Annotated in this window: 16 protein-coding genes; 2 read left to right on the top strand and 14 right to left on the bottom strand. The window is 58.9% G+C overall.

Annotated elements, in window-relative coordinates:
* Positions 1–10 precede the first annotated feature (10 nt).
* The 10 genes from ruvX to OU26_RS03235 all read right to left on the bottom strand — a co-directional run bounded on the left by ruvX (position 11) and on the right by OU26_RS03235 (position 10,853).
* On the bottom strand, positions 11–466 hold the full coding sequence (gene ruvX / locus OU26_RS03280; protein WP_026645845.1) for a Holliday junction resolvase RuvX: 456 nt from the start codon (positions 464–466) through the stop codon (positions 11–13).
* Between the two features lie 10 nt (positions 467–476).
* A complete protein-coding gene (gene alaS / locus OU26_RS03275; protein WP_026645844.1) occupies positions 477–3,155 on the bottom strand; it encodes an alanine--tRNA ligase in 2,679 nt (892 codons plus the stop codon).
* Positions 3,156–3,244: 89 nt separating this feature from the next.
* Entirely contained in the window at positions 3,245–3,481 is a 237-nt protein-coding gene (locus tag OU26_RS03270) for a hypothetical protein (protein ID WP_026645843.1), read from the bottom strand.
* Positions 3,481–3,870: a DUF948 domain-containing protein gene (locus tag OU26_RS03265; protein ID WP_026645842.1), complete on the bottom strand. Its 390-nt coding sequence runs from the start codon at positions 3,868–3,870 to the stop codon at positions 3,481–3,483. The genes OU26_RS03270 and OU26_RS03265 overlap by 1 nt, the downstream gene beginning before the upstream one ends.
* A gap of 86 nt (positions 3,871–3,956) precedes the next feature.
* Positions 3,957–4,631, bottom strand: coding sequence for a histidine phosphatase family protein (locus OU26_RS03260; protein ID WP_026645841.1), 675 nt, complete (start codon positions 4,629–4,631; stop codon positions 3,957–3,959).
* 147 nt (positions 4,632–4,778) lie between these two features.
* Entirely contained in the window at positions 4,779–5,405 is a 627-nt protein-coding gene (gene rpsD / locus OU26_RS03255; protein ID WP_003809500.1) for a 30S ribosomal protein S4, read from the bottom strand.
* 270 nt (positions 5,406–5,675) lie between these two features.
* Positions 5,676–6,467, bottom strand: coding sequence for an ABC transporter ATP-binding protein (locus OU26_RS03250; protein ID WP_033498886.1), 792 nt, complete (start codon positions 6,465–6,467; stop codon positions 5,676–5,678).
* Entirely contained in the window at positions 6,467–7,678 is a 1,212-nt protein-coding gene (locus OU26_RS03245; protein WP_026645839.1) for an ABC transporter permease, read from the bottom strand. The genes OU26_RS03250 and OU26_RS03245 overlap by 1 nt, the downstream gene beginning before the upstream one ends.
* A gap of 1 nt (position 7,679) precedes the next feature.
* Positions 7,680–8,078, bottom strand: coding sequence for a DUF4418 family protein (locus tag OU26_RS03240; RefSeq protein ID WP_026645838.1), 399 nt, complete (start codon positions 8,076–8,078; stop codon positions 7,680–7,682).
* A 135-nt stretch (positions 8,079–8,213) separates the two neighbouring features.
* On the bottom strand, positions 8,214–10,853 hold the full coding sequence (locus OU26_RS03235; RefSeq protein ID WP_026645837.1) for an ATP-dependent helicase: 2,640 nt from the start codon (positions 10,851–10,853) through the stop codon (positions 8,214–8,216).
* A gap of 206 nt (positions 10,854–11,059) precedes the next feature.
* Here OU26_RS03235 and OU26_RS03230 point away from each other — a divergent pair, with 206 nt between their 5' ends.
* Both OU26_RS03230 and OU26_RS03225 read left to right on the top strand, forming a co-directional pair.
* Complete coding sequence (locus tag OU26_RS03230; protein ID WP_026645836.1) at positions 11,060–11,641, top strand: xanthine phosphoribosyltransferase; 582 nt, start codon at positions 11,060–11,062, stop codon at positions 11,639–11,641.
* 114 nt (positions 11,642–11,755) lie between these two features.
* Entirely contained in the window at positions 11,756–13,081 is a 1,326-nt protein-coding gene (locus OU26_RS03225; protein WP_026645835.1) for a nucleobase:cation symporter-2 family protein, read from the top strand.
* Positions 13,082–13,185: 104 nt separating this feature from the next.
* Here OU26_RS03225 and OU26_RS03220 read toward each other — a convergent pair whose 3' ends face one another.
* The 4 genes from OU26_RS03220 to OU26_RS03205 form a co-directional block, all read right to left on the bottom strand.
* Complete coding sequence (locus OU26_RS03220) at positions 13,186–15,036, bottom strand: acyltransferase family protein (RefSeq protein ID WP_051592875.1); 1,851 nt, start codon at positions 15,034–15,036, stop codon at positions 13,186–13,188.
* Positions 15,037–15,223: 187 nt separating this feature from the next.
* Positions 15,224–16,453, bottom strand: coding sequence for an acetate/propionate family kinase (locus tag OU26_RS03215; protein ID WP_026645833.1), 1,230 nt, complete (start codon positions 16,451–16,453; stop codon positions 15,224–15,226).
* Between the two features lie 91 nt (positions 16,454–16,544).
* Entirely contained in the window at positions 16,545–18,215 is a 1,671-nt protein-coding gene (pta, locus tag OU26_RS03210) for a phosphate acetyltransferase (RefSeq protein WP_026645832.1), read from the bottom strand.
* A 209-nt stretch (positions 18,216–18,424) separates the two neighbouring features.
* Positions 18,425–20,902 (bottom strand): phosphoketolase, encoded by a 2,478-nt coding sequence (locus OU26_RS03205; RefSeq protein ID WP_026645831.1) that lies wholly within the window; start codon positions 20,900–20,902, stop codon positions 18,425–18,427.
* Between the last annotated feature and the right edge of the window lie 41 nt (positions 20,903–20,943).

The raw sequence follows: 20,943 nt of genomic DNA, 5'->3' as shown, positions 1-20,943 counted from the left end.
TTTTTCGTCCTCATCTGCGGTTTCGATCAAGCGCCGTCTGCAAAATCACCACCGCAGACTGCTGGTCGATCATCGGCCGATGCCTACGACCGCCGACATGCGCATCGAACAGCTGATGATGCGCGGTAACTGTGGTCAGACGTTCATCCACCAAATCGATGGAAGGAACATCCGTTATCGAATACGATTCGTCCTCCACGGCGGCATGCAGCCGTTTTTCGAGATTGACGGCCCAGCGCCTCGCCTTTTTGGCACTCTTCCCCTCTTCGCCGTTCAACAGCAACGGCAGACCAATCACCACATGATCCACCAACTCGTCCCCAATGACGTCGATGACCTCATCCAACGCGTGGAAGTAATCCCCATAGACCTGAATGTTACCTATGGGGTGTGCGAGGGTGAGCTCGGGGTCGGACAGCGCAAGCCCGACCCGAGCATCACCCAAATCGATTCCAAGCCAAACCATGCTTGGAAGATCAGCCCTTCATGGCTTGGTTCGCCAGTGCCTCAAGAGCCTCGTCGATCTTGGTGGCGTCCGCACCGCCGCCCTGTGCGAAGTCCGGCTTGCCGCCGCCACCGCCACCAAGAACCTTGGAGGCGCCACGGACCAGATCACCGGCCTTGATGCCCTGCTTGCGAGCAGCCTCATTGGTTGCCACGGCGACCATGGGCTTGCCGTCCTCGTTCACACCGGCAAGAGCCACCACGACCGGCGCGTCATCGCCGAGCTGTCCACGCACATCGAGCACGGTCTTGCGCAACGCGTCGAAGGAACCAAAATGACCGACGTTCTTCTTGGCGACCTTGACCGGAGCCTGGGATGCCTTCGCGTCAGCCACCAAGGTCGGGACGGAGGCCGCAAGCTGGGACTCGTACATGGCCGCAAGACGACGATCGGATTCCTTGAGCTTGGCAAGCAGCGTGTTCACACGGTCGGCGAGCTCGTCCGGACGGGCGTTGACCATATCGGAAAGCTGGGAAACCAGCGCATGCTCACGCGCATTGAACTCATACGCGCCTTGGCCGACGACGGCGTCCACACGGCGGACACCGGAGCCGATCGAAGCTTCGGACATGATGTTGATGGCGCCGATCTTTCCGACGTGATCGATATGGGTACCGCCACAGAGCTCACGGCTCCAACCGTCCTCGCCGATGGAGACCACACGCACGATATCGCCGTACTTCTCGCCGAAGAGGTGCATGGCACCGAGCGCGATGGCGTCGTCGAACTTCATCTCCTTGGTGGTGACGGCGAGGTTCTCGCGAAGCTTCTCATTGACGCGGGCTTCGACGGCATTCATCGCGTCCTTGCTTGGCGCGCTGGACCACTGGAAATCAAAGCGGAGTCTGTTAGGGGCATCCTCGGAACCACGCTGGGTGGCCTGAGGGCCGAGTTCCTCACGCAGCGCCTTATGCACCATGTGGGTGGCCGTATGCGCGCGGGCGATGGCGCCACGACGGTCAAGATCGATGTTGGCGTTGACCTCGGCGCCGACCACCAGCGTGCCTTCGGTCAGACGGCACTGGTGCACGATGAGATCCTTGATCGGCTTCTGCACGTCATCGACCTCGAGCACCGCTCCGTCATCGGACAGAATCTCGCCTTGATCGGCGAGCTGGCCGCCTGCCTGCGCATAGAACGGCGTGCGATCGAGGATGACCTCAATGTTGGCCGGGCCTGTGACTGCGGGAACGGAACCCTTTCCTTCCTGCATGATGCCCAGAACCTTGGCGCGCGCGGACATGTCGGTGTATCCGAGGAAGTCGATCGGCTTGACCAAGGTCTTCTTGAAATCGTCATAGACGGACAGATCCACGTTGTGACGCTTCTTCAGCGCATCGGCGCGGGCACGGCTCTTCTGCTCGGCCATCAGTTCGCGGAACTTCGCCTCGTCGACCTTCACACCCTGGTCGGCGGCCATCTCGAGCGTCATCTCGATCGGGAAACCGTAGGTGTCGTGCAGCTTGAAGGCGTCCTCGCCGGACACCAGGTCGGATCCCGCCTGCTTGGCCTTGGACACGGCCATGTCGAAGATCTCCGTGCCGGATTCGAGCGTGCGGCGGAATGCATCCTCTTCGCCATAGGCGGCTTCGGAAACATCGTGGAAGGTGTCGTTGAGCTCCGGGTAGCTCGGCTCCATCGCAGCCTTGGAGGTCGGCAGCAGGGTCGGCATGACCGGATCGGTCACGCCAAGCTCACGCATGGCCTTGACGGTGCGGCGGAGCAGACGGCGAAGCACGTAACCGCGGCCGTTGTTGGACGGGCGAACACCATCGGACATGATCATCAACGCGGAGCGCACATGATCGGCGACGATACGGAAGCGAACGTCCATGGCCTCATCATCGCCGTAAGTGCGACCGGAGAGCTTCTGGGCCGCTTCAATGACCGGGAAGACCTCGTCAGTCTCGTAGATGTTCTGCTTGCCCTGCATCAGGTATGCGAGACGCTCCAGGCCGGCGCCGGTATCGATGTTCTTGTTCTCGAGCTCGCCGACGATGTGCAGGTCGGTCTTGGACTTGACGTTGTCGACCTCGTAGTTCTCGAACACGAGATCCCAGATCTCGATGTAACGGTTCTCATCGGCGATCGGGCCGCCTTCCACGCCGTACGCAGGTCCGCGATCGACGTAGATTTCGGAGCACGGGCCGCCGGGACCAGGACCGCCAGTGGTCCAGAAATTGTCTTCCATGCCCATGATCTGGATATGTTCGGGGTCGACACCCTCGTTCTTCCACATGGACCGGGCTTCCTCATCATCGGTGAAGGTGGTCATCCACAGCTTCTCCGGGTCGAAGCCGTAGCCGCCCTTGTCCTGAGGTGTGGTCAGCAGCTCGTATGCGTAGTGGATGGCCTCCTCTTTGAAGTAGTCGCCGAAGGAGAAGTTGCCGAGCATCTGGAAGAAGGTGCCGTGACGCGTGGTCTTGCCGACCTCATCGATGTCCAGGGTACGCACGCACTTCTGGTTGGAGGCCATGCGATGCCTCGGCGGGGTCTGTTCGCCCATGAGGTACGGAATAAAGGGAACCATGCCCGCGATGGTGAACAAGGTGGTCGGATTCGGGGAAATCAACGATGCCGAAGGAACGACAAGATGATCATGCTGTTCGAAATAGTCGAGATAGCGCTTCGCGATTTCAGAAGTGCGCATGTGGATTTGAACTCCTTTATTGTCGGAAGACCCGGTGTCTTCCAAACGTATGATCGATTGCTTGGACATGCCGTGAGGCGGAACGGCGATCAGTTCGTTCCGTCCGAGTATTTTGCGTTGAGCTCGGCCTCGCGGGCTCGACGCGCTGCGTTGAACTCGTTGACCAGACCCTCAAGCGTCCGCATGGTCACATGGTCCTGGTCAGGCCCAAGCAACAGTTGACGGGCTGTATCAGGCGTATTGGCCTTGACATAGGCCTGTGCCTTGGTGACGGCGACGACACCGACGCACACGCCGATGGAGACCCAGAAGAGACGCTTGAACATCACTCCCCCTTATTATCTGCCGCGCGGTTGATGTTCCGCTTGTTCAGGAACGACTGCGCGGTGGATTTCAATGCGTACACGGTGGATGCCACTTTGATGACGGGCTTGCCCAGGAACGATCCGTACAGGTCGGTCAGAGCACCGACGTTGTTGGCAGTGGTCGAAGCGGCGGCGGAGATCTTGTTGACATCCTCCAGCGATTTGTTGACCTGCTGCACCGTGGTCACGCTTTCGTCAAGCGCCGGAATCGCATGGTCTCCGGTGTCCTTGACGGTTTCGGCGATCTGATCGAACAGCTTGCCGAGACGGATTAACGGGTAAATCATGAAGCCGGCAAGAACCGCGAACGCAATCGCCGCGATCAGGCCAGCAATCTCTCCAACACCCATCCTGCACCTCTTTTCAGTTCCACGGTCGTCCGTGAACACAATACCCGCATAAGACTAGTAAAAAGTCCCGACTGCGGCAAATGGTCTCACTGATTGTATGAAACCACCGTCACCGCGCGATCGATGGGTCTGTCCGTATCGAAATCAAGACAAGTCACCGATCCATTGGCGGGCCGTTCGCTCAGATCATATCCTTCAGACGCGAATCGGTGCATGAGACTCAACAGCGTATTGCCATGGGATATCTGCAGCACATGGTCGCCATCCTTAAGTAGCGGATTTCCTGCGATCAGCGCGAAGCCGTCTTCCACACGTCGCCAGTATTCGGCATCCGATTCGGCATCATGGAATGGATCCGCCTCTTTGAGGAAATCGCGGGTGGCCGCGAGCCCATATCGGGAAACGATGTCGTTATAGTTCTTCGCGCCATGGGGGCCGCCGGCCGCGGTCCAGGCCACACCCATGTCCTGGCCTTCGAAATAGCCGTAGAACTGTTCACGAAAGTGCATGTCGCTGATCAGTCGCGGACGGACATGTCCCGCGGACTCGTTCATGTCGAGGATTCGCCGCGCCGTCACTTGGGCGCGAGTCGTGTCGGAGCAGTAGGCCGCTGCGAAATCGATATCCTTGAGCTTGCCGGCAGCCTTGTCAGCATCGGCGAGGCCTGCATCGGTCAGCGGGGAATTCGACCATCCCTGAAGCCTGTTGTAGCGGTTGAAGAACGTCTGTCCATGACGGACCAGGTGAAGATGAAGCAACATGACTTCCATGGTACCTATGTAATCGGCCAAACGACATGCCGGCCGGAAAAGGACCCGTACAAAGCGAGAAGCCTCGCAACCATGACGGCTGCGAGGCTCACGCTGTATGTCCTTAAACTGTATGTTTTTACAGTATGTTGTTCCAGATCAGCGGGCGTAGAATTCGACCACGTACTGGATGTTGACCTGCACCGGGATTTCTTCGGCCTCGGGCTTGCGGGTCAGAGTGGCCTTCAGGGAAGGCAGGTTGACGTCCAGATAACCCGGAACCGCCGGCAGCACGTCACGGTGCACGCCTTCGGCAGCGGCCTGGAACGGAACCATGGTCTGGCTCTTGGCCTTGACCTGGATGGTCTGGCCCGGCTTGACGCGGTAGGACGGACGATCGACGATGTTGCCATCGACGAGGATATGGCGATGCACCACGAACTGACGGGCCTGGGCAGTGGTGCGGGCGAAGCCTGCGCGCAGAACCAGAGCATCGAGACGGGTCTCGAGATCAGTCAGCATGGCGTTGCCGGTCTGACCGGCGGTATGGGTGCCCTTCTCGTAAGCGGCGCGAAGCTGCTTCTCGGAGATGCCGTACTGGGCGCGAAGACGCTGCTTCTCACGCAGACGCACCGCGTAATCGGATTCGGTGCGACGACGGGTGCGGCCGTGCTCACCAGGAGCATACGGACGCTTTTCAAAAATACGCTGAGCCTTGGGGGTCAGAGCGATGCCGAGGGCGCGGGAAAGGCGCACCTGACGGCGAGAACGCTGAACGTTCGTCATTGGTTTAATCCTTTGTTTGTTCTGTCGTTGTCTGAACGGAACGCATGCCGGCTGTCCGGCACACGCTGAGCCAGCCTCTCCAGTGCTTCTTCGTGACATGCACGAACGGCTTGACCCATGATGACAGGCATCATGATTGGCCGCCGACCCACTGACGGGCTAAGACTCCAGACGGTGCGCATCCTTTTCAGGCGCACACCAATCGCTAATCATACACATGGGGGACGGACGAGACGCGTCGACCCGGTCCTCATCAGCATGTCACGACCATCAGATCAGCGTCAGTCTCCCTCTATCCATGCGGTAGGTGCGATCCGCGTATTCGAGCGCATCCGGATCGTGGGTGACCATCAGTACCGCGGTTCCATCATCCGCAACACGACGTAGCAATCGCATGACCACAGCAGTGTTTTCCGCGTCCAAGTCTCCCGTAGGCTCATCGGCAATCAGTAGTTTCGGCTCGTTCATCAATGCCCGGGCGATGGAGACTCTCCGCATCTCGCCGCCGGAAAGCTCCTTCGGGTAGCAAAAGGCGAGATCGCCTACCAGCACCTGATCCAATAACATCTGCGCGCGCCGCACCATATGGTCGGACTGCGGCGCGGACAACATCCGTGCGGAAGCCGGCTGGATGACATCGGGAAGTCCACTGTCCACAACAAGTTCCGTCGCCCGACTCTCATCCACGATGGCTTTCTCCCTCCACGGACCGCTGCGCAGCACCGCGGGAAGAATCACATTGTCGATGGCTGTGAGATTCGGTAGCAACGTATGGATCTGCGTGACGAATCCGATGGTGCGGTTGCGCAAATCCGACATCCGTCTGTCGTCCGAAGCGGACACGTCGCTGCCATCCAGAATGATCGAACCAGCCGAAGGTTTCAGCAATCCGGTGATGAGGTTGAGCAGCGTGCTTTTGCCGTTGCCAGATCTGCCGACGATCGCCGAGAATTCGCCCGGACCGAGCGTGAGGCTCACATCGTCCACCGCAGGGAAGGACGCACCCCGACGCACGAATTCGCGAGTAAGCCCACGAATCTCCAAAATGCTCTCTTCCGCCATCATTCCCCCTCCCTCAACGTCAGATAGGTCTGTGGAGCGGATAGGCGCACAGCGGTGGCGATAACGGCGATCAGGCCGGTGGCCACCGCGAACAGCAGACTGACGGCCGTCAGCACCAGCACCTTGCCGACTCCTATCTGCAGATAGGGCAATTGCAGCTCTTCGGCAATCAGGCCGTTGAATGGGAGCACCGCCAGTGACGCGCAGGATATGCCAATCAATCCTCCGAGGACGCCGATGATCGCCGATTCCTTGACGATGATGCCCACCAGTGTCGCGCGGGTTGCTCCAAGGATGCGGTACGCGGCGAACTCGCGCTTGCGCTCGTTCATGGATGACGAGAACACGGCCAGCATCACAATCAGACCCATGGCCCAGAACACCACCACAAATACGGCGGCATAGCGGATGATCGCTTTGAGATCCGCCTTAGTGGTCGCAGTGATGCCTCCCGGATACACGTAACCCAGGCTTGTGATTCCCGTGGCCTTGGCGATGTTGGCGGCCACCTGCCGGGCGGGATATCCATCCCTGACCTTGACAAGCACGGCGGACACGGCCTTACCTGCGTATTTCTCAGGAATCGCCGCATGTCCGGTCCGGGCGGAGTAGGAGATGATGTCCGGTACCGTGTCCATATTCACGAATACGGAGTTGTCCAACGACGTTCCGGTGTCGGCCAGTTGCGCGGCCACGGGAAACTCATGCCCGTACAGTTTGACGGTGCCTTCAGTCGACACGTTGATGCCGGATCCCGCGACGACCTGGCCCCGACGGAGCGTGCCATCGATCTGCGAAGCCATCCAGGGAGTGATGACGAAATCGGTGTCGGGGTTGAAACCGATGATCTGCACTTTCTCGTCGCAGCAGGCAGCCGCCAGCGAGGAAATGTACGTCTGCACCGTGCTCTTGGAGACGCCATCCGCCTTGGCGACTTCAGCACCGATGTCATTGGTGAAATAGAACGTGCTCGAAGCGTTCCCCGTAAGCAGGGCCTCCGCCTTGGTCTCGGTGTTCTGCGGCGTGACCATCAGATCGGCGCCCATACGTTCCCGCATGCTGTTCAACCCGTTGTTCAGGTTCATGGAAAGCAGCGCGCCTCCATAGAACGCCACAGTGAGCATGACGACCACAATGACAAGCGCCGAAGTGCGGAATGGTTTGCGACGCAGATTGGCCAGCGGTAGTTTCGCAAGGGTGATATGCGGCACGTCAGCCACGCTTTGCCGGCTTGAGATCGAGATATGCGGCGACTGCTGCGAGCACCGCCAGCAGCACGCCCAATACGATAAGCGTCGGCATCGTCACCATATGGCAATGCATCATGGAGCCTCTGCATACGCCTACCAGCATGGTCGGCACCAGAACGACAAGCACGCCCAGCACGGCATTGGCGATATCCAATCCGGCCCTGACCCGGCTTGGCGCGAAAAATCCGATTATTGCCAGCAATGCGATGACGACGCCCAGTCCCAGAGCGACCCGAGCGGTGTAGTGGCATGCCATGGGCATGTCTTTGACGGCACACACATGCGCGAAGGTCTGCGGGGCGATGACAATCAGCGCGCCCAGAACAATCTGAGATATCGCGGCGAACAGTTTTCTTGGCATGGTTCTTCCTCTCGAAAAGCAAACATCGCCGATTATCGCAACAAATGCTCCGAAAGAAAAGACTTGTTTTTTCACTCAATCCGTGTTATGAGCCCACAACGGCGCCGCCACGAAGGACGCCTATTGGAAAAGCCGTCAGAGCTTTTCAATAGGCGCCACACGAAGCAGCAATCGTTTGACGCCATCCGTGCCGAAATCGACGGTGATCACCGAATTCGCGCCCTTGTCCTGCGTTTCGATGACCTTTCCCAAACCGTAATGGTCATGGGTGATTCTGTCGCCTATCTGGAAATCCGAGATGCTCAATCCGTTGTTGCCGTCCAACGAACTTGCCGGAGCCGATTTCGTCAGATCCTTTGGCTTGGCGCGGCGCGTGGTGACCTTACCGGATTTGCCGGAGGGCTTGCCGGAGCCGTATGACGACCGGGATGAGCCATACGAACCGTATGAGGACGAGCCAGAGTGCGATCCGCCAGAGAAACGGCGGCTTCCCGAGCCGTAGGAGGACCGTCCGGAACCATACGAGCTGTGCGATCCATGAGACGACCCATAAGTGGGATGCGATCCGCGAGAACCAGAACCATACGATGAGGAACCGTATGTCGACGATCCGTACATCGATCCGCCGAAGGAAGTGGATCCGAAATCGTCATCATCGTCCCACCCGCCGAACTCGTCGTCATCTCCCCAGCTGGCGCGCATGCGCTCCACACCGGCCTCACGACGTTTCCAATCGATGAGTTCATCCGGAATCTCATCCAGGAACTGGCTGGGCATCATGTCATTGGCCTGCCCCCATTGGGCACGCACCGCCGCACGGGTCACATACAGCCGACGCTTCGCACGGGTGATGCCCACGTATGCCAGACGACGCTCCTCGGACAGCTCGCTGGTGTCCTCCATGGCACGCTGGTGCGGGAACGTACCCTGTTCCATACCCGTAAGAAACACATACGGATATTCCAAACCTTTGGCCGTATGCAAGGTCATCATCGTGACCTTGCCGGAATCCTCGCCCTCTCCCGGCAACTGATCCGAGTCGGCGACCAATGCCGTGGTCTCCAGGAAACCGGCCAACGTGGCATCCGGCGTGTTCTGCTCGAATTCGGCGGCCACGGACTGCAACTGGGAAAGATTGTCCACACGCGAAGCATCCTGCGGATCCTCGGAACGTTGCAATTCCTCCAGAAGACCGCTTTTGTCCAGTACTTCGGCCACCACTTCGGATGGTTTCGAATCATGTTCCTTGGCGAAATCGGCCAGCTCGTGCATCAGATCACGGAATGCGCCCAACGGTTTGGTGGTACGGCCTGTCATGCCTTCAATCTGGTCCATCTGTTCAATGGATTCGAAGAACGTGAGGCCATGCGCGTCCGCGTAGCCGGCCACCAATCCCTCCGCGCGTGCGCCGAGTCCTCGTTTAGGCACATTGAGGATACGCCGCACGTTCACATTATCCGCGGGATTCACGATGGCCTGCAAATACGCGATGGCGTCCTTGACTTCCCTACGTTCATAGAATTTGGTGCCGCCGACCAGCTGATACGGCAGATTGGCGTTAATCATGGCCTCTTCCAGCGAACGTGACTGCGCGTTGGCTCGGTACATGATGGCGATGTCACGGTAAGCGACGTCTTCCTCGGTGTGGATTCGTGCGATTTCGTTCGCTATCCATCCGGCTTCCTGCTGTGCGTTGTCGGCGGCATAGCCGACGATTTTGTCGCCTTGACCAAGCGCCGTCCACAGTTTCTTCGGCTTGCGGTTTTCGTTTTTCGCGATCACCGCGTTCGCCGCGTCGAGGATGGTCTGCGTCGAACGGTAGTTCTGTTCGAGCATGATGGTTTTGGCGTTCGGGAAATCCTGTTCGAAGTCTTGGATGTTACGGATGTCCGCACCTCGGAACGCGTAGATGGATTGGTCGGAATCACCCACCACGGTAATCCAGCTCGGTCCCACACGGCCCGCTCCCCTCGCCTGCGGGTCGGGCTGTTCGTCCGAATCGATGCCGGACAATTCACGTACGAGCACATATTGGGCATGGTTGGTGTCTTGATACTCGTCCACGAAGATGTAACGGAACCTGTGCCGATAGTATTCGCTCACCTGTGGGCAGGTTTGGAGCAATTCCACGGTGCGCATGATCAAATCGTCGAAGTCGACTGCGTTGGCGAGCGCCAGACGATGCTGGTATTCGGCGTAGACGACGGCGACCAGTTCGTCGACGTCGCCGGCGCTCACCTGGTATCCGCGCTGTCCCGGGATGTAATCGCAGTTCGCTTTTTTCAGCTGGTCTTTCCAGGAAACCAACGCGTTCTTGCAGTCGGATATCTTGCCCAGCAGCATGCGTGGCGTATACCGCTTCGTATCGATGTTCAGGTCGGCTGCGATCAGTTTGACCAGTCGCTCGCTGTCCGCGGTGTCGTAAATCGAGAAGCCCGATTTAAGGCCGATTTCCTTGCCGTCGCGGCGTAGGATGCGTACGCAGGCGGAGTGGAAGGTGGAGATCCACATATGTTCGGCTTCCGGCCCGACCAAAGTCACGAGACGTTCACGCATTTCCGCGGCCGCCTTGTTGGTGAAGGTGATGGCGAGGATGCTGCTTGCCCAGAAGCCATGCGCCAGCAGCCATGCGATGCGACGTGTCAGCACACGGGTCTTGCCTGAGCCTGCGCCGGCACCGATGAGCAATGCCTGGCCGTAGTATTTCACCGCTTCTTCCTGTTGGGGGTTGAGTCCCTCTATCAGGCTCCGCGGATCGCACATCGCGGGACCCATGCTCTGTTCCACTGATTCCTCTTTTCTTCCACGCGCTCACATTCAAACATTTGTTCGTAGGATTCATATCTATCATATGAGCAGGTCAGCGGACACGACTCGCACGGTCAATTGAGGCGCGTATGCTGAACTCCTATATACGGTTCGCCGTATGCCATTCCACGCCGTCTTCTCACGGCGGACACTACCTATTACTAAGGGGTTTCATGAAGGAACTTGAAGAGCGCATTGCGCAACAAGGTACCGTCAAGCCCGGCAATGTGCTGAAAGTGGACGCGTTCCTCAACCATCAGTGCGATGTCGAGCTGTTCGACCATATGGGAGCCGCCTGGGCCGAGCATTTCAAAGGAAAGAACATCGACAAAATCCTGACCATCGAAGCTTCCGGTATCGGCATCGCCTGCGTTGCGGCCCGTTATTTCGGAAATGTCCCGGTGGTGTTCGCAAAGAAGGCGCAGTCGATCAACCTTGATGGCGACCAGTACACGACCACCGTCTATTCCTTCACCAAGCAGAAGGAATTCCCCGTCATCGTATCCAAGCGTTATCTCAACGAGGGCGACCATGTGCTGCTGATCGACGACTTCCTCGCCAACGGTAAGGCATTGCAAGGTTTGATTGAACTGTGCCATAAGGCCGGCGCCACGGTGGAGGGCATCGGCATCGCGGTGGAGAAAGGCTTCCAGGGGGGTGGCGACCATCTGCGCGAAGCGGGATACGACGTCGATTCCCTGGCGATTGTGGAATCGATGGATCCGGAGAACGGTTCCATCGTGTTCCGCTCCTGACCTCCATCGGACGCTCAAACGACCATAAGAGAGAGGATGTAACAGTTGAGCGAAGAGAAGAAAACAGCAAAGGACAAGGATAAGAAGACAGAAACCAAGAAGGCGGGGAAAGGTGTGTCGTTCGAGGCGCTCAGCAGCCTTGACGCCCCGGTCTCGTTCTGGAAGGGCGTTCCGTTCGGCCTGCAGCATGTCATGGCCATGTTCGTGGCGAATCTCGCGCCGATCTTCTTGGTGGCCTCGGCCGCCAAGATGGATGCCGCGCAATCCGCCGCCATCATCCAGGCAGGTCTGCTGGTCGCGGGCTTGGGCACATGCCTGCAGCTGTATGGCGTGTGGCTGATCGGCTCCCGTCTGCCCATGGTCACGGGCATCTCCTTCACGTATGTCGCCGCCGCCATGTCGATCGCGCAGCATCAGGGTTATGGCGCCGTCGCCGGAGCCGTGGTGCTCGGCGGTCTGCTGGAGGTCGTGCTTGGCCTGACGGCAAAGTATTGGCGTCGATTCGTGCCGCCTATCGTTTCGGCGATCGTGGTCACCTCGATTGGTTTCTCGCTGCTGTCGGTCGGCGCCACCAGCTTCGGCGGAGGTTCCGGTGCCAAGGACTTCGGCAGCTGGCAGAATCTGACGCTCGGTCTGATCTCGCTTGTGGCGTGCTTGGCGTTCCAGCTGCTGATGAAGGGCACCGCCAAGCAGCTTTCCGTGCTGTTCGGACTTGTTGTGGGCTATGTGGTCGCGATCGTCATGGGCAAGGTCGATTTCTCCGGTTTCACCAATCTGCAGGTAGTGTCCGTGCCGCATTTCATGCCGTTCAAGCTTGAGTTCGATCCGGGAGCGATCATCTCCTTCGCGCTGCTGTATGTGGTTTCCTCCGTTGAGGTGCTTGGCGACACCGCGGCCCTCACCAAGGTCGGTCTTGACCGTCAGCCCACGGACAAGGAGACCGCTGGAGCGATCGCCGGCGATGGTCTGATCTCCTCCGTGTCCGGTCTGTTCGGATGCCTTCCGCTCACCTCGTTCGCCCAGAACATCGGTCTGGTCGCCATGACCAAGGTCGTCAACCGCAAAGTGATTCTTTCCGGTGGCCTGATTCTGGTGATCGCCAGCTTCGTCCCTGCCGTCGCCGAGGTTTTCAATTCCCTACCGCAGGCTGTGCTGGGCGGTTGCACCATCATGATGTTCGGCAACATCATCCTGTCCGGTTTCCAGATGTTTTCCGAGGCCGGATACACGCAGCGCAACATCACCATCGCGGCACTGAGCCTGACCATCGGCATCGGCTTCACCCAGGTCGGCGACATCTTCGCCAATTTCCCTGCGCTGTTCCAGTCGATTTTCGCATCCAACTGCATCGCGGTGTCATTCGTGGTGGCTGTGATCCTCAATGCCGTGCTGCCTAGCGAGGAGCACTTCCTGTCCGCCCCACAGCATCAGGAGAACTGATCCTCACGGTGCCATTCCCTATCTAAGGAACGACATACGGAAAATCCCCATCCCATAAATCGGGATGGGGATTTTTCATATGCCCTGCTTCATGCGGGGATCTCTCAGTGCCCCTGTTTGATCCAGTCGGAAATCGAATCCTTGACCGCCTGCGCGTAAATCGTGTTCGCCATGCCAGGATGGATGCCGTCGCCGGCAAGCTCGTCGGCGTGCGCTGAAATGGCTTTGTCCCAATCAACCAATACGACATTGTTGGAATGAGCCTTCGCGTAGTTCCTCAATACGTCATTCGTGCCGGGAACCCATGACACGGGGGCATGAGCGTTGATAAGCACCAGAACCCGGTCCGGGCCTATATCGTCATGCAGCGCGTCAAGCTGGTCTTCCGTCACCACGGTGTTGGTGGCAAGCCCCACCAACACCCACGGACGCAGATTCCCCTGTGACTTCTGCTGGTCGATGAGCCCTTGAGCCGTCGTCATCGCACGTGAGACCTCCGCATCCACGATGATATTGGGGAACATGTCCTGCAGGCCTTTGCTGGAAGCAAGCATCACCGAATCACCGATGGCGGTCATCTGCGAACCGTCCGGCATCTTGTGCATCGGCTTTCTCGGAGCCGGAGGCCTGGCCCGGTTCCAATCGGCATGACGCCCCTGTTCGAGCAGCATCCTGGCATTGGAGGCCAGCGTCTGTTCCACACTGGTGCTCACCGGCGCATGGATGACGGCATAGCCGCCCGTTCCGCATAGCGCGATCAGCATCACGATCGTTATGAAGCTTCTGACGATTCCACGGGTTCCGTCTTTGCCGGATATGTCGACCAAGGCTCCGAACCCGCCCCGCATCACCGGACGCTCGAACAGCTTCCAAGAGAGCATGGCGAACAGAATTGTCAGCACCACGGTGATCAGCAGCATGCAATCCACCCGCATTCCCCATTGCGGGAACATGGCCTTGACCAACAGCCATAGTGGCCAGTGCCACAGATAGATGCCATACGAATGGTGACCAATGAACGCGAGCGGTTTGAAGACCAGCAGATCCTGCATCCATGATCCGAATGGTATGGAACCGGCAATCAGCACCAAGGCCAGCAGGGAGGCAACGAAGATACCACCTCGGAACGCCACCGGACCTTGGGAGACATGTCTCATCATCCAAAGCAGGGCCAGCAGCGAGACAAACGCGGCCACAGGACCGATCCTGTTCCATGCCGTATGGAACCGTTCCATCCATGAACCGATGTTTTTCCCACGTTCACGGCGCATAATCGGCAGCATCCAGGCCAACATGGCTCCCAACCACAATCCCATGGCATGGGTGTCGGTACCGAAGTAGACCCGAGTGGGATCGGCGCCAGGCTGGTATTGCAGTCCCATGGACACCGCGCTTCCCACAGCCAAGACAGCCAGAATGGCCACAGGCACCCATCTGCTGATGATCCTGCGCAGCAACAGAACGACAAAGGGGGCAATGAGATAGAACTGCATCAGCAACGACATGAACCACAGATGCCGGAGCATGTCCGGATTCATCTGGGAGAAATAGCTGGCTCCACTACTGATGGCATACCAGTTATAGCATCCCAGCAACGCGGTCATGATTTGGTCTCGGATGCCGACGAGCATGTCCTTGTTCACAAACCAAGCCAAGGTCGTCGTCATCGGAATCAGCATAAAGAACGCGGGATAGATTCGACGGAAGCGCTTGAGATAATACTCCCCCAATCCGAGGCCTCTACCCGAATCGATATGGTTGAGCAACGATGAGAAAATCAGGAATCCGGAAATGGTGAAGAAAACATCTACCCCGAAAAATCCTCCGTGGAGCGCGCCTTCGTCGCAGTGATACAGCACTATCGCAATCAAGGCGATGCCCTTGAGCCCATCTAAACCGACAAAATGCCGTCTGGTAGCCACAATCACCAACCATTCTCTCTTTTTGTCGCGCATGCCACGAACAACCTGTCGTATCGTATCACCAAGCAACCCCTTTGTGAGCAGGTGGAAACCGACTTTCTTTTCAAAAGAAAAATCGCGCTGCCGCGGCTGTTGCCGACGATGTCGAGCTTCAGTCGCGGCGGCGCGATTAGCCACATGAGCCCGCCGCATTCCTCGGATAGCGGAATGCGGCTTTCACTCACTTGGTGAAGACGTTGCCGTAGGTGTCCTTGCCTTCTTCCGCGATGGCGGCGGACTTGCGGGCGATGGCCAGTTCCTCGTTGGTTGGGATGACGCAGATGGTGACAGCGGAATCCGGAGTGGAGATGATGCGCGGCTCCTTGGAACGAGTGGCGTTCTTCTTCTCGTCCAGCTTGACGCCGAACGGAGCGAGCTTGTCGCAGACCATCTTGCGGACGACGTCATCGTTCTCGCCGACACCAGCGGTGAAGGTGATCACGTCGACGCCACCCATCTGGGCGGTGTAGTTGCCGATGTAGCCGACGATGCGGTGCACGTAGATGTCCAGAGCCAGCTTGGCGTCCTCGTTGCCTTCCTCGACCAGGCGGTGCACTTCACGCAGATCGCCGTAACCGGTCAGGCCCATCATGCCGGAACGCTTGTTGAACAGGGTGTCCAGTTCGTCGACGCTCATGTGGGCGTTGCGGATCAGGTGGAAGACGACAGCCGGATCGATGTCGCCGGTGCGACCACCCATCACGAGGCCCTCGAGCGGGGTCAGACCCATGGAGGTCTCGACCGGCTTGCCGGAGATCTCGGCGGAGGCGGAGGCGCCGTTGCCGATGTGCAGCACGATCTGCTTGAGGCCCTCGGCCGGCTTGCCGATGACGGACGGCACCACGGAGGAGATGAACTCGTGGGAGGTGCCGTGGGCGCCGTAACGACGGATGTGGTACTGCTGGGCGACTTCCTTGTTCAGCGCGTAGGTGCTGGAAGCCTTCGGCAGCTGGAAGAAGAAGGAGGAATCGAACACGAAGACCTGTGGAACGTCCGGCAGCAGGGCACGCATGACTTCGGCGCCCTTGGCCTCCGGTCCGTTGTGCAGCGGGGCGAGCACGGCGAGATCCTTGACTTGGCCGATGGTCTTGTCGTTGACCAAAGCCGGCTTCGGGAAGATCGAGCCGCCCTGCACCACACGATGGCCGACAGCCACGATGCCCGCATCGGCGAGCTTCGGACCGAACTCGTCGAAGAAGCCGAGCACACGCTTCAGACCCTGCTCATGGTCATGAATCGGCTCCTCAAGCTCATGCTTTTCGCCGTTGTACTCGTGCTTGTAGTGGCCGTCAACCGGTTCGCCGATTTTTTCGACCAGACCGGAAGCGATACCTTCGCCGGTCTCAAGATCAACCAGCTGATACTTGATAGAGCTGGAACCGGAATTGATGACAAGGACGGTTTTCGCCATTGTGGGCATCCTCCATGTGTTAATCGATGTGCCGCCTAGGCGGCTTTCCAAATCCTTAGAATACTCGCTGCTTGCTACAAAAACACCCGTATCACTGGGCTTCGATGGCGGTCAGCGCGACGGTGTTGATGATGTCCGGAACGGTGGCGCCACGGCTCAGGTCGTTCACCGGACGGTTAAGTCCCTGCAGCACCGGCCCGACGGCCACCGCCCCCGAGGAACGCTGGACGGCCTTGTACGCGATATTGCCCGCGCACAGATCCGGGAACACGAACACGTTGACATGTCCTGCGACCGGATCGCCCTTGGCCTTGGTGGCTGCGACAGTCGGAGACCATGCCGCGTCGAATTGGATGGAGCCGACCACCGCGAGATCCGGCGCCTTCTCCCTGACGATGGAGGTAGCCTTCTCCACGAGTTCCACATCAGGTCCTTTACCAGAACCCAGTGTGGAGTAGGACAACATCCCGACCCTGGGATCGATGCCGAACGCCTTGGCGGTTTCAGCGGACTGGATGGCGATTTCCGCGAGCTGTTCGGCGTTGGGATTGAGGTTGATGGCGCAATCGGCGAATACGGCGACATGGTCCCTGAAACACATCAGGAACGCACCGGAGACCAACGACGTTCCCGGCTTGGTCTTGATGACCTGCAGCGCGGGACGAACCGTGTTAGCCGTCGAATTGATGGAACCTGACACAAGACCATCCGCCTTACCCATCACCACCAGCATCGTGCCGAAATAGCTCTCGTCGGCCAACTGCTTGCGGGCCTGTTCCTCGGTCATGCCTTTCTTGGCTCGCAACTCGCACAGTTTGGCCACCATGGGCGTCAGCACAGCCTCATCATCCTTGGCTTGGATTTGGGCCTTGCACAGCGATTCCAAGCCAAGTTCCTCGCCACGGGCGAGAATGGACTGCTTGTCGCCGACGATGATCAGATTGACGATGTCGCGTTCCAGCAGATAGTCGGCCGCCCGAATGATACGGTCTTCGGTGCCTTCCGGCAGAACGATGGTCTTCTTATCCGATTTCGCCTTGCCAAGCAATCCGTACTGGAAAGCGTACGGCGTCGTCGGCGCATCGAACGGCGTTTTGATGGCCTTGATCAATTCGTCGGCATCCACATTCGCGGCGAAGGCCTTATCGGCTTTGGCGATCGCGTCGTCTTCATCGAAATCGACGGCGGGCAGCGTCCAGACAGGCACGGGATAATCCGCAAAGCAGCCCCGGAGCGGTTGCGGCTGCGTGTCATCGCAACCGGTGATGAACACTCCGACGACTTTGCTGCCGGATTCCTCGATGACCCTGGCGGATGCCTCGACCGTGTCTCTGACCTGCGACGGCGTGCGATTGATGGTGCACACGGCCAGCAGCACCGGCGATTGCAAATCAGCGGCCACGTCGGCGTTGAAGGCGAACATCGCCGGATCGTTCACGGAAGATCTGTCAGTGCCGACGATCACCATGAACTCCGGATCCGCAGCCTCGACGGCGTGCGTGTAAGCGGCGACGATGTCGGCTCTGGAACCATTCTTATCCTCACGAGCACGCTTGGGGCACACGCCGACACACTGGTCACGGTTCAGGCCGGCATTGGCCGCTCCGATAAGCACATCCGTAAAAGCGTCTTTTCTACAGACCGACGGACGGAACACTCCGGTCCCGCCAATCGTGGCGAGTGTTTTGACGACTCCAAGAGCCACGACATTACGGCCGTTCGCCGCTTCCGGGCTGATGATGGTGATGCTGGTAAGACTCACGGTGTCTCCTGTTCAGTATGTACGTATTACGTATGTACGGGTGCGATACTGCGTTGTTCGCACAATAAGCAATTCTAATGCGGAACAATCATCGGATCGTCCTCGTGATTCGGGGGCTTCCAGAAAACATCTTACGCGAATAAAACAATGTCCCAAGGAAGACATGCTTCCTTGGGACATTTCAAGCAATCAGGCCAAAAGACCTAGGCTCACTCGTTATCGCCAGCGGTTGCGGCGGTAGCGGAGACAGCACCCTGCTTGTTGGTGTTCACGCCGGAGTAGACCCAGTCGGTGTAATCCGGGTGATCGTAGCCCTTGTCGACGGCGAACTGGAAGGCTTCCTGACGGAAGGCCTCGAGCTCGTTGATCTTGTCGGCGTACTTGTCAGCGTCGATCATGCGCAGAGCTTCAGCCTGGAGCTCGTAACGATCGATGTTGTTCACGCGAACCATGTCGTACGGGGTGGTGGTGGAGCCCTGCTCCTCGTAGCCGTGGACGTTGAAGTTGTCGTGGTTCGGACGATCGTAGATCAGACCACGCACGTCGCGGGCGTAGGAGTGGTAAGCGAACAGAACCGGCTTGTCCTCGGTGAACAGCTCAGCGAACTCCTCATCGGAGAGGGCCTCGTTGTTCTCCTTGGCGGACTGCAGCTTGACCAGGTCAACCACGTTGACGACCTTGAACTTGATGCCCATGGCGTCCAGCTTGTCGGCAGCGGCCATGATTTCCTGAGTCGGAACATCACCGGTGGCGGCGAGCACGATCTGAGCCTCATCGTTGGACTTCACGTTGGAAGCCCACTTCCACTCGGCAGCACCCTTCTCGAGCTCGGCGCGAGCTTCGTCCAGAGTCAGCCAGGTGGCGGCCGGCTGCTTGCCGGCGATGATGGCGTTAATCTTGTTGGTGGACTTGTAGCACTTCTCAGCCACAGCGAGCAGCATGTTGGAATCCACCGGGAAGTAGATGCCGATCACGTGATCGTTGTTGAAGCACTTGTTCAGCAGGACGGAGGTGACACCCGGATCCTGGTGGGAGAAGCCGTTGTGATCCTGACGCCACACGTGGGAGGAGACGAGCAGGTTCATGGAGGAGATCGGCTTACGCCACGGGATCTCGCGGACGGTAGCCTCGAGCCACTTGGCATGCTGGTTCAGCATGGAGTCGATCACGTGCACGAAGGACTCATAGGAGCTCCAGATGCCGTGACGGCCGGTCAGCAGGTAGCCCTCGAGGAAGCCTTCCATCTGGTGCTCGGAAAGCTGCTCGGTGACCTGGCCGGTGACAGCCATGTGCTCATCAACCTGAGCGGACAGGTAGCCGGCGTCCCACTGCTTGTTGGTGACGTCGTAAGCGGCCTGCAGACGGTTGGAAGCGGTCTCATCCGGTCCGAAGATACGGAAGGAGTCCGGGTTGTTCTTGATGATGTCGCGGGTGTAGACGCCCAGACGACGGGTGGCCTCGAGCTGGCCCCAGCCGTGGCCGTACTCGGCGACTTCCTTGACCTCGTAGTCTTCCAGCTTCGGCAGCTTCAGCTCTTCGCGGATGCGGCCACCGTTGGCGTTCGGGTTCTCACCGATGCGCAGTTCGCCGGTCGGCATGAAGGCGGTGACTTCCGGCTTCACGGCACCGTTCTCGTCGAACAGCTCTTCCGGCTTGTAGGACTCGAGCCAGTTCTTGAGGACCTCGAAGTGGGCCTCGGTATCGCGGGCGGAAGCCAGCGGCACCTGGTGGGAACGCCAGGAGCCCTCGGTCTTCTTGCCGTCGATGAACTTCGGGCAGGTCCAGCCCTTCGGGGTGCGGAAGATGATCATCGGGTAGAACGGACGGGTCATGTCGTCGGTCTGAGCGGCGGCCTTGATGTCGCAGATCTCGTCGAAGACGGTCTCGAACAGCTCGGCGAAACGACGATGGATCGACAGGTGATCCTCGTTGTCGAAGCCAGCGACGAACTCGTACGGTTCATAGCCCATACCGTGGAAGAACTCGTGGAGCTCTTCGTCGGAGATGCGGGACAGGATGGTCGGGTTGGCGATCTTGTAGCCGTTGAGGTGCAGGATCGGCAGCACGATGCCGTCGGTGCGCGGGTTGATGAGCTTGTTGGACTGCCAGCCGGTGGCCAGCGGGCCGGTCTCAGCTTCGCCGTCGCCGACGATGGCCGGAACGAACAGGCTCGGGTTGTTCATCACTGCGCCGTAGGCGTGGGACAGGGCGTAACCCAGCTCGCCGCCTTCGTGGATGGAGCCCGGGGTTTCCGGAGCGTAGTGGGACGGGATGCCACCCGGGTAGGAGAACTGGCGGAAGAACTTCTGCAGGCCAGCCTCATCCTTGGTGATGTTCGGGAAGTACTCGGTGTAAGTGCCGTCCAGGTAGGACTGAGCGGTACCTGCCGGGCCGCCGTGGCCCGGGCCCATGATGATCACAGTGTTCTGCTGGTGATCAGCGATGAGACGATTGATGTGGCCGATGAGGAAGTTCAGGCCCGGGGTGGTGCCCCAGTGGCCGACCAGACGATGCTTGACGTCTTCGCGGGTGAAAGGCTCCTTCATCAGCGGGTTGCTACGCAGATAAATCTGGCCGATGGAGAGGTAGTTGGCTGCACGCCAGTACTTATCCACGCCTTCGATAGCTTCCTCGGAAACCGGAGCGTTCAGCTTTTTCCAAGGGGTGCCAATAACAGGACTCGTCATGTGTACTCCTGTACTCCTGCACTGTGATGTGCGATTGTTTA

The organism is Bifidobacterium ruminantium DSM 6489 (assembly GCF_000770925.1).
GTDB classification, from domain to species: Bacteria; Actinomycetota; Actinomycetes; order Actinomycetales; family Bifidobacteriaceae; genus Bifidobacterium; species Bifidobacterium ruminantium.
The sequence above is the reverse complement of the archived record's forward strand: the minus strand, read 5'-3'. Positions and strand labels throughout refer to the sequence as shown.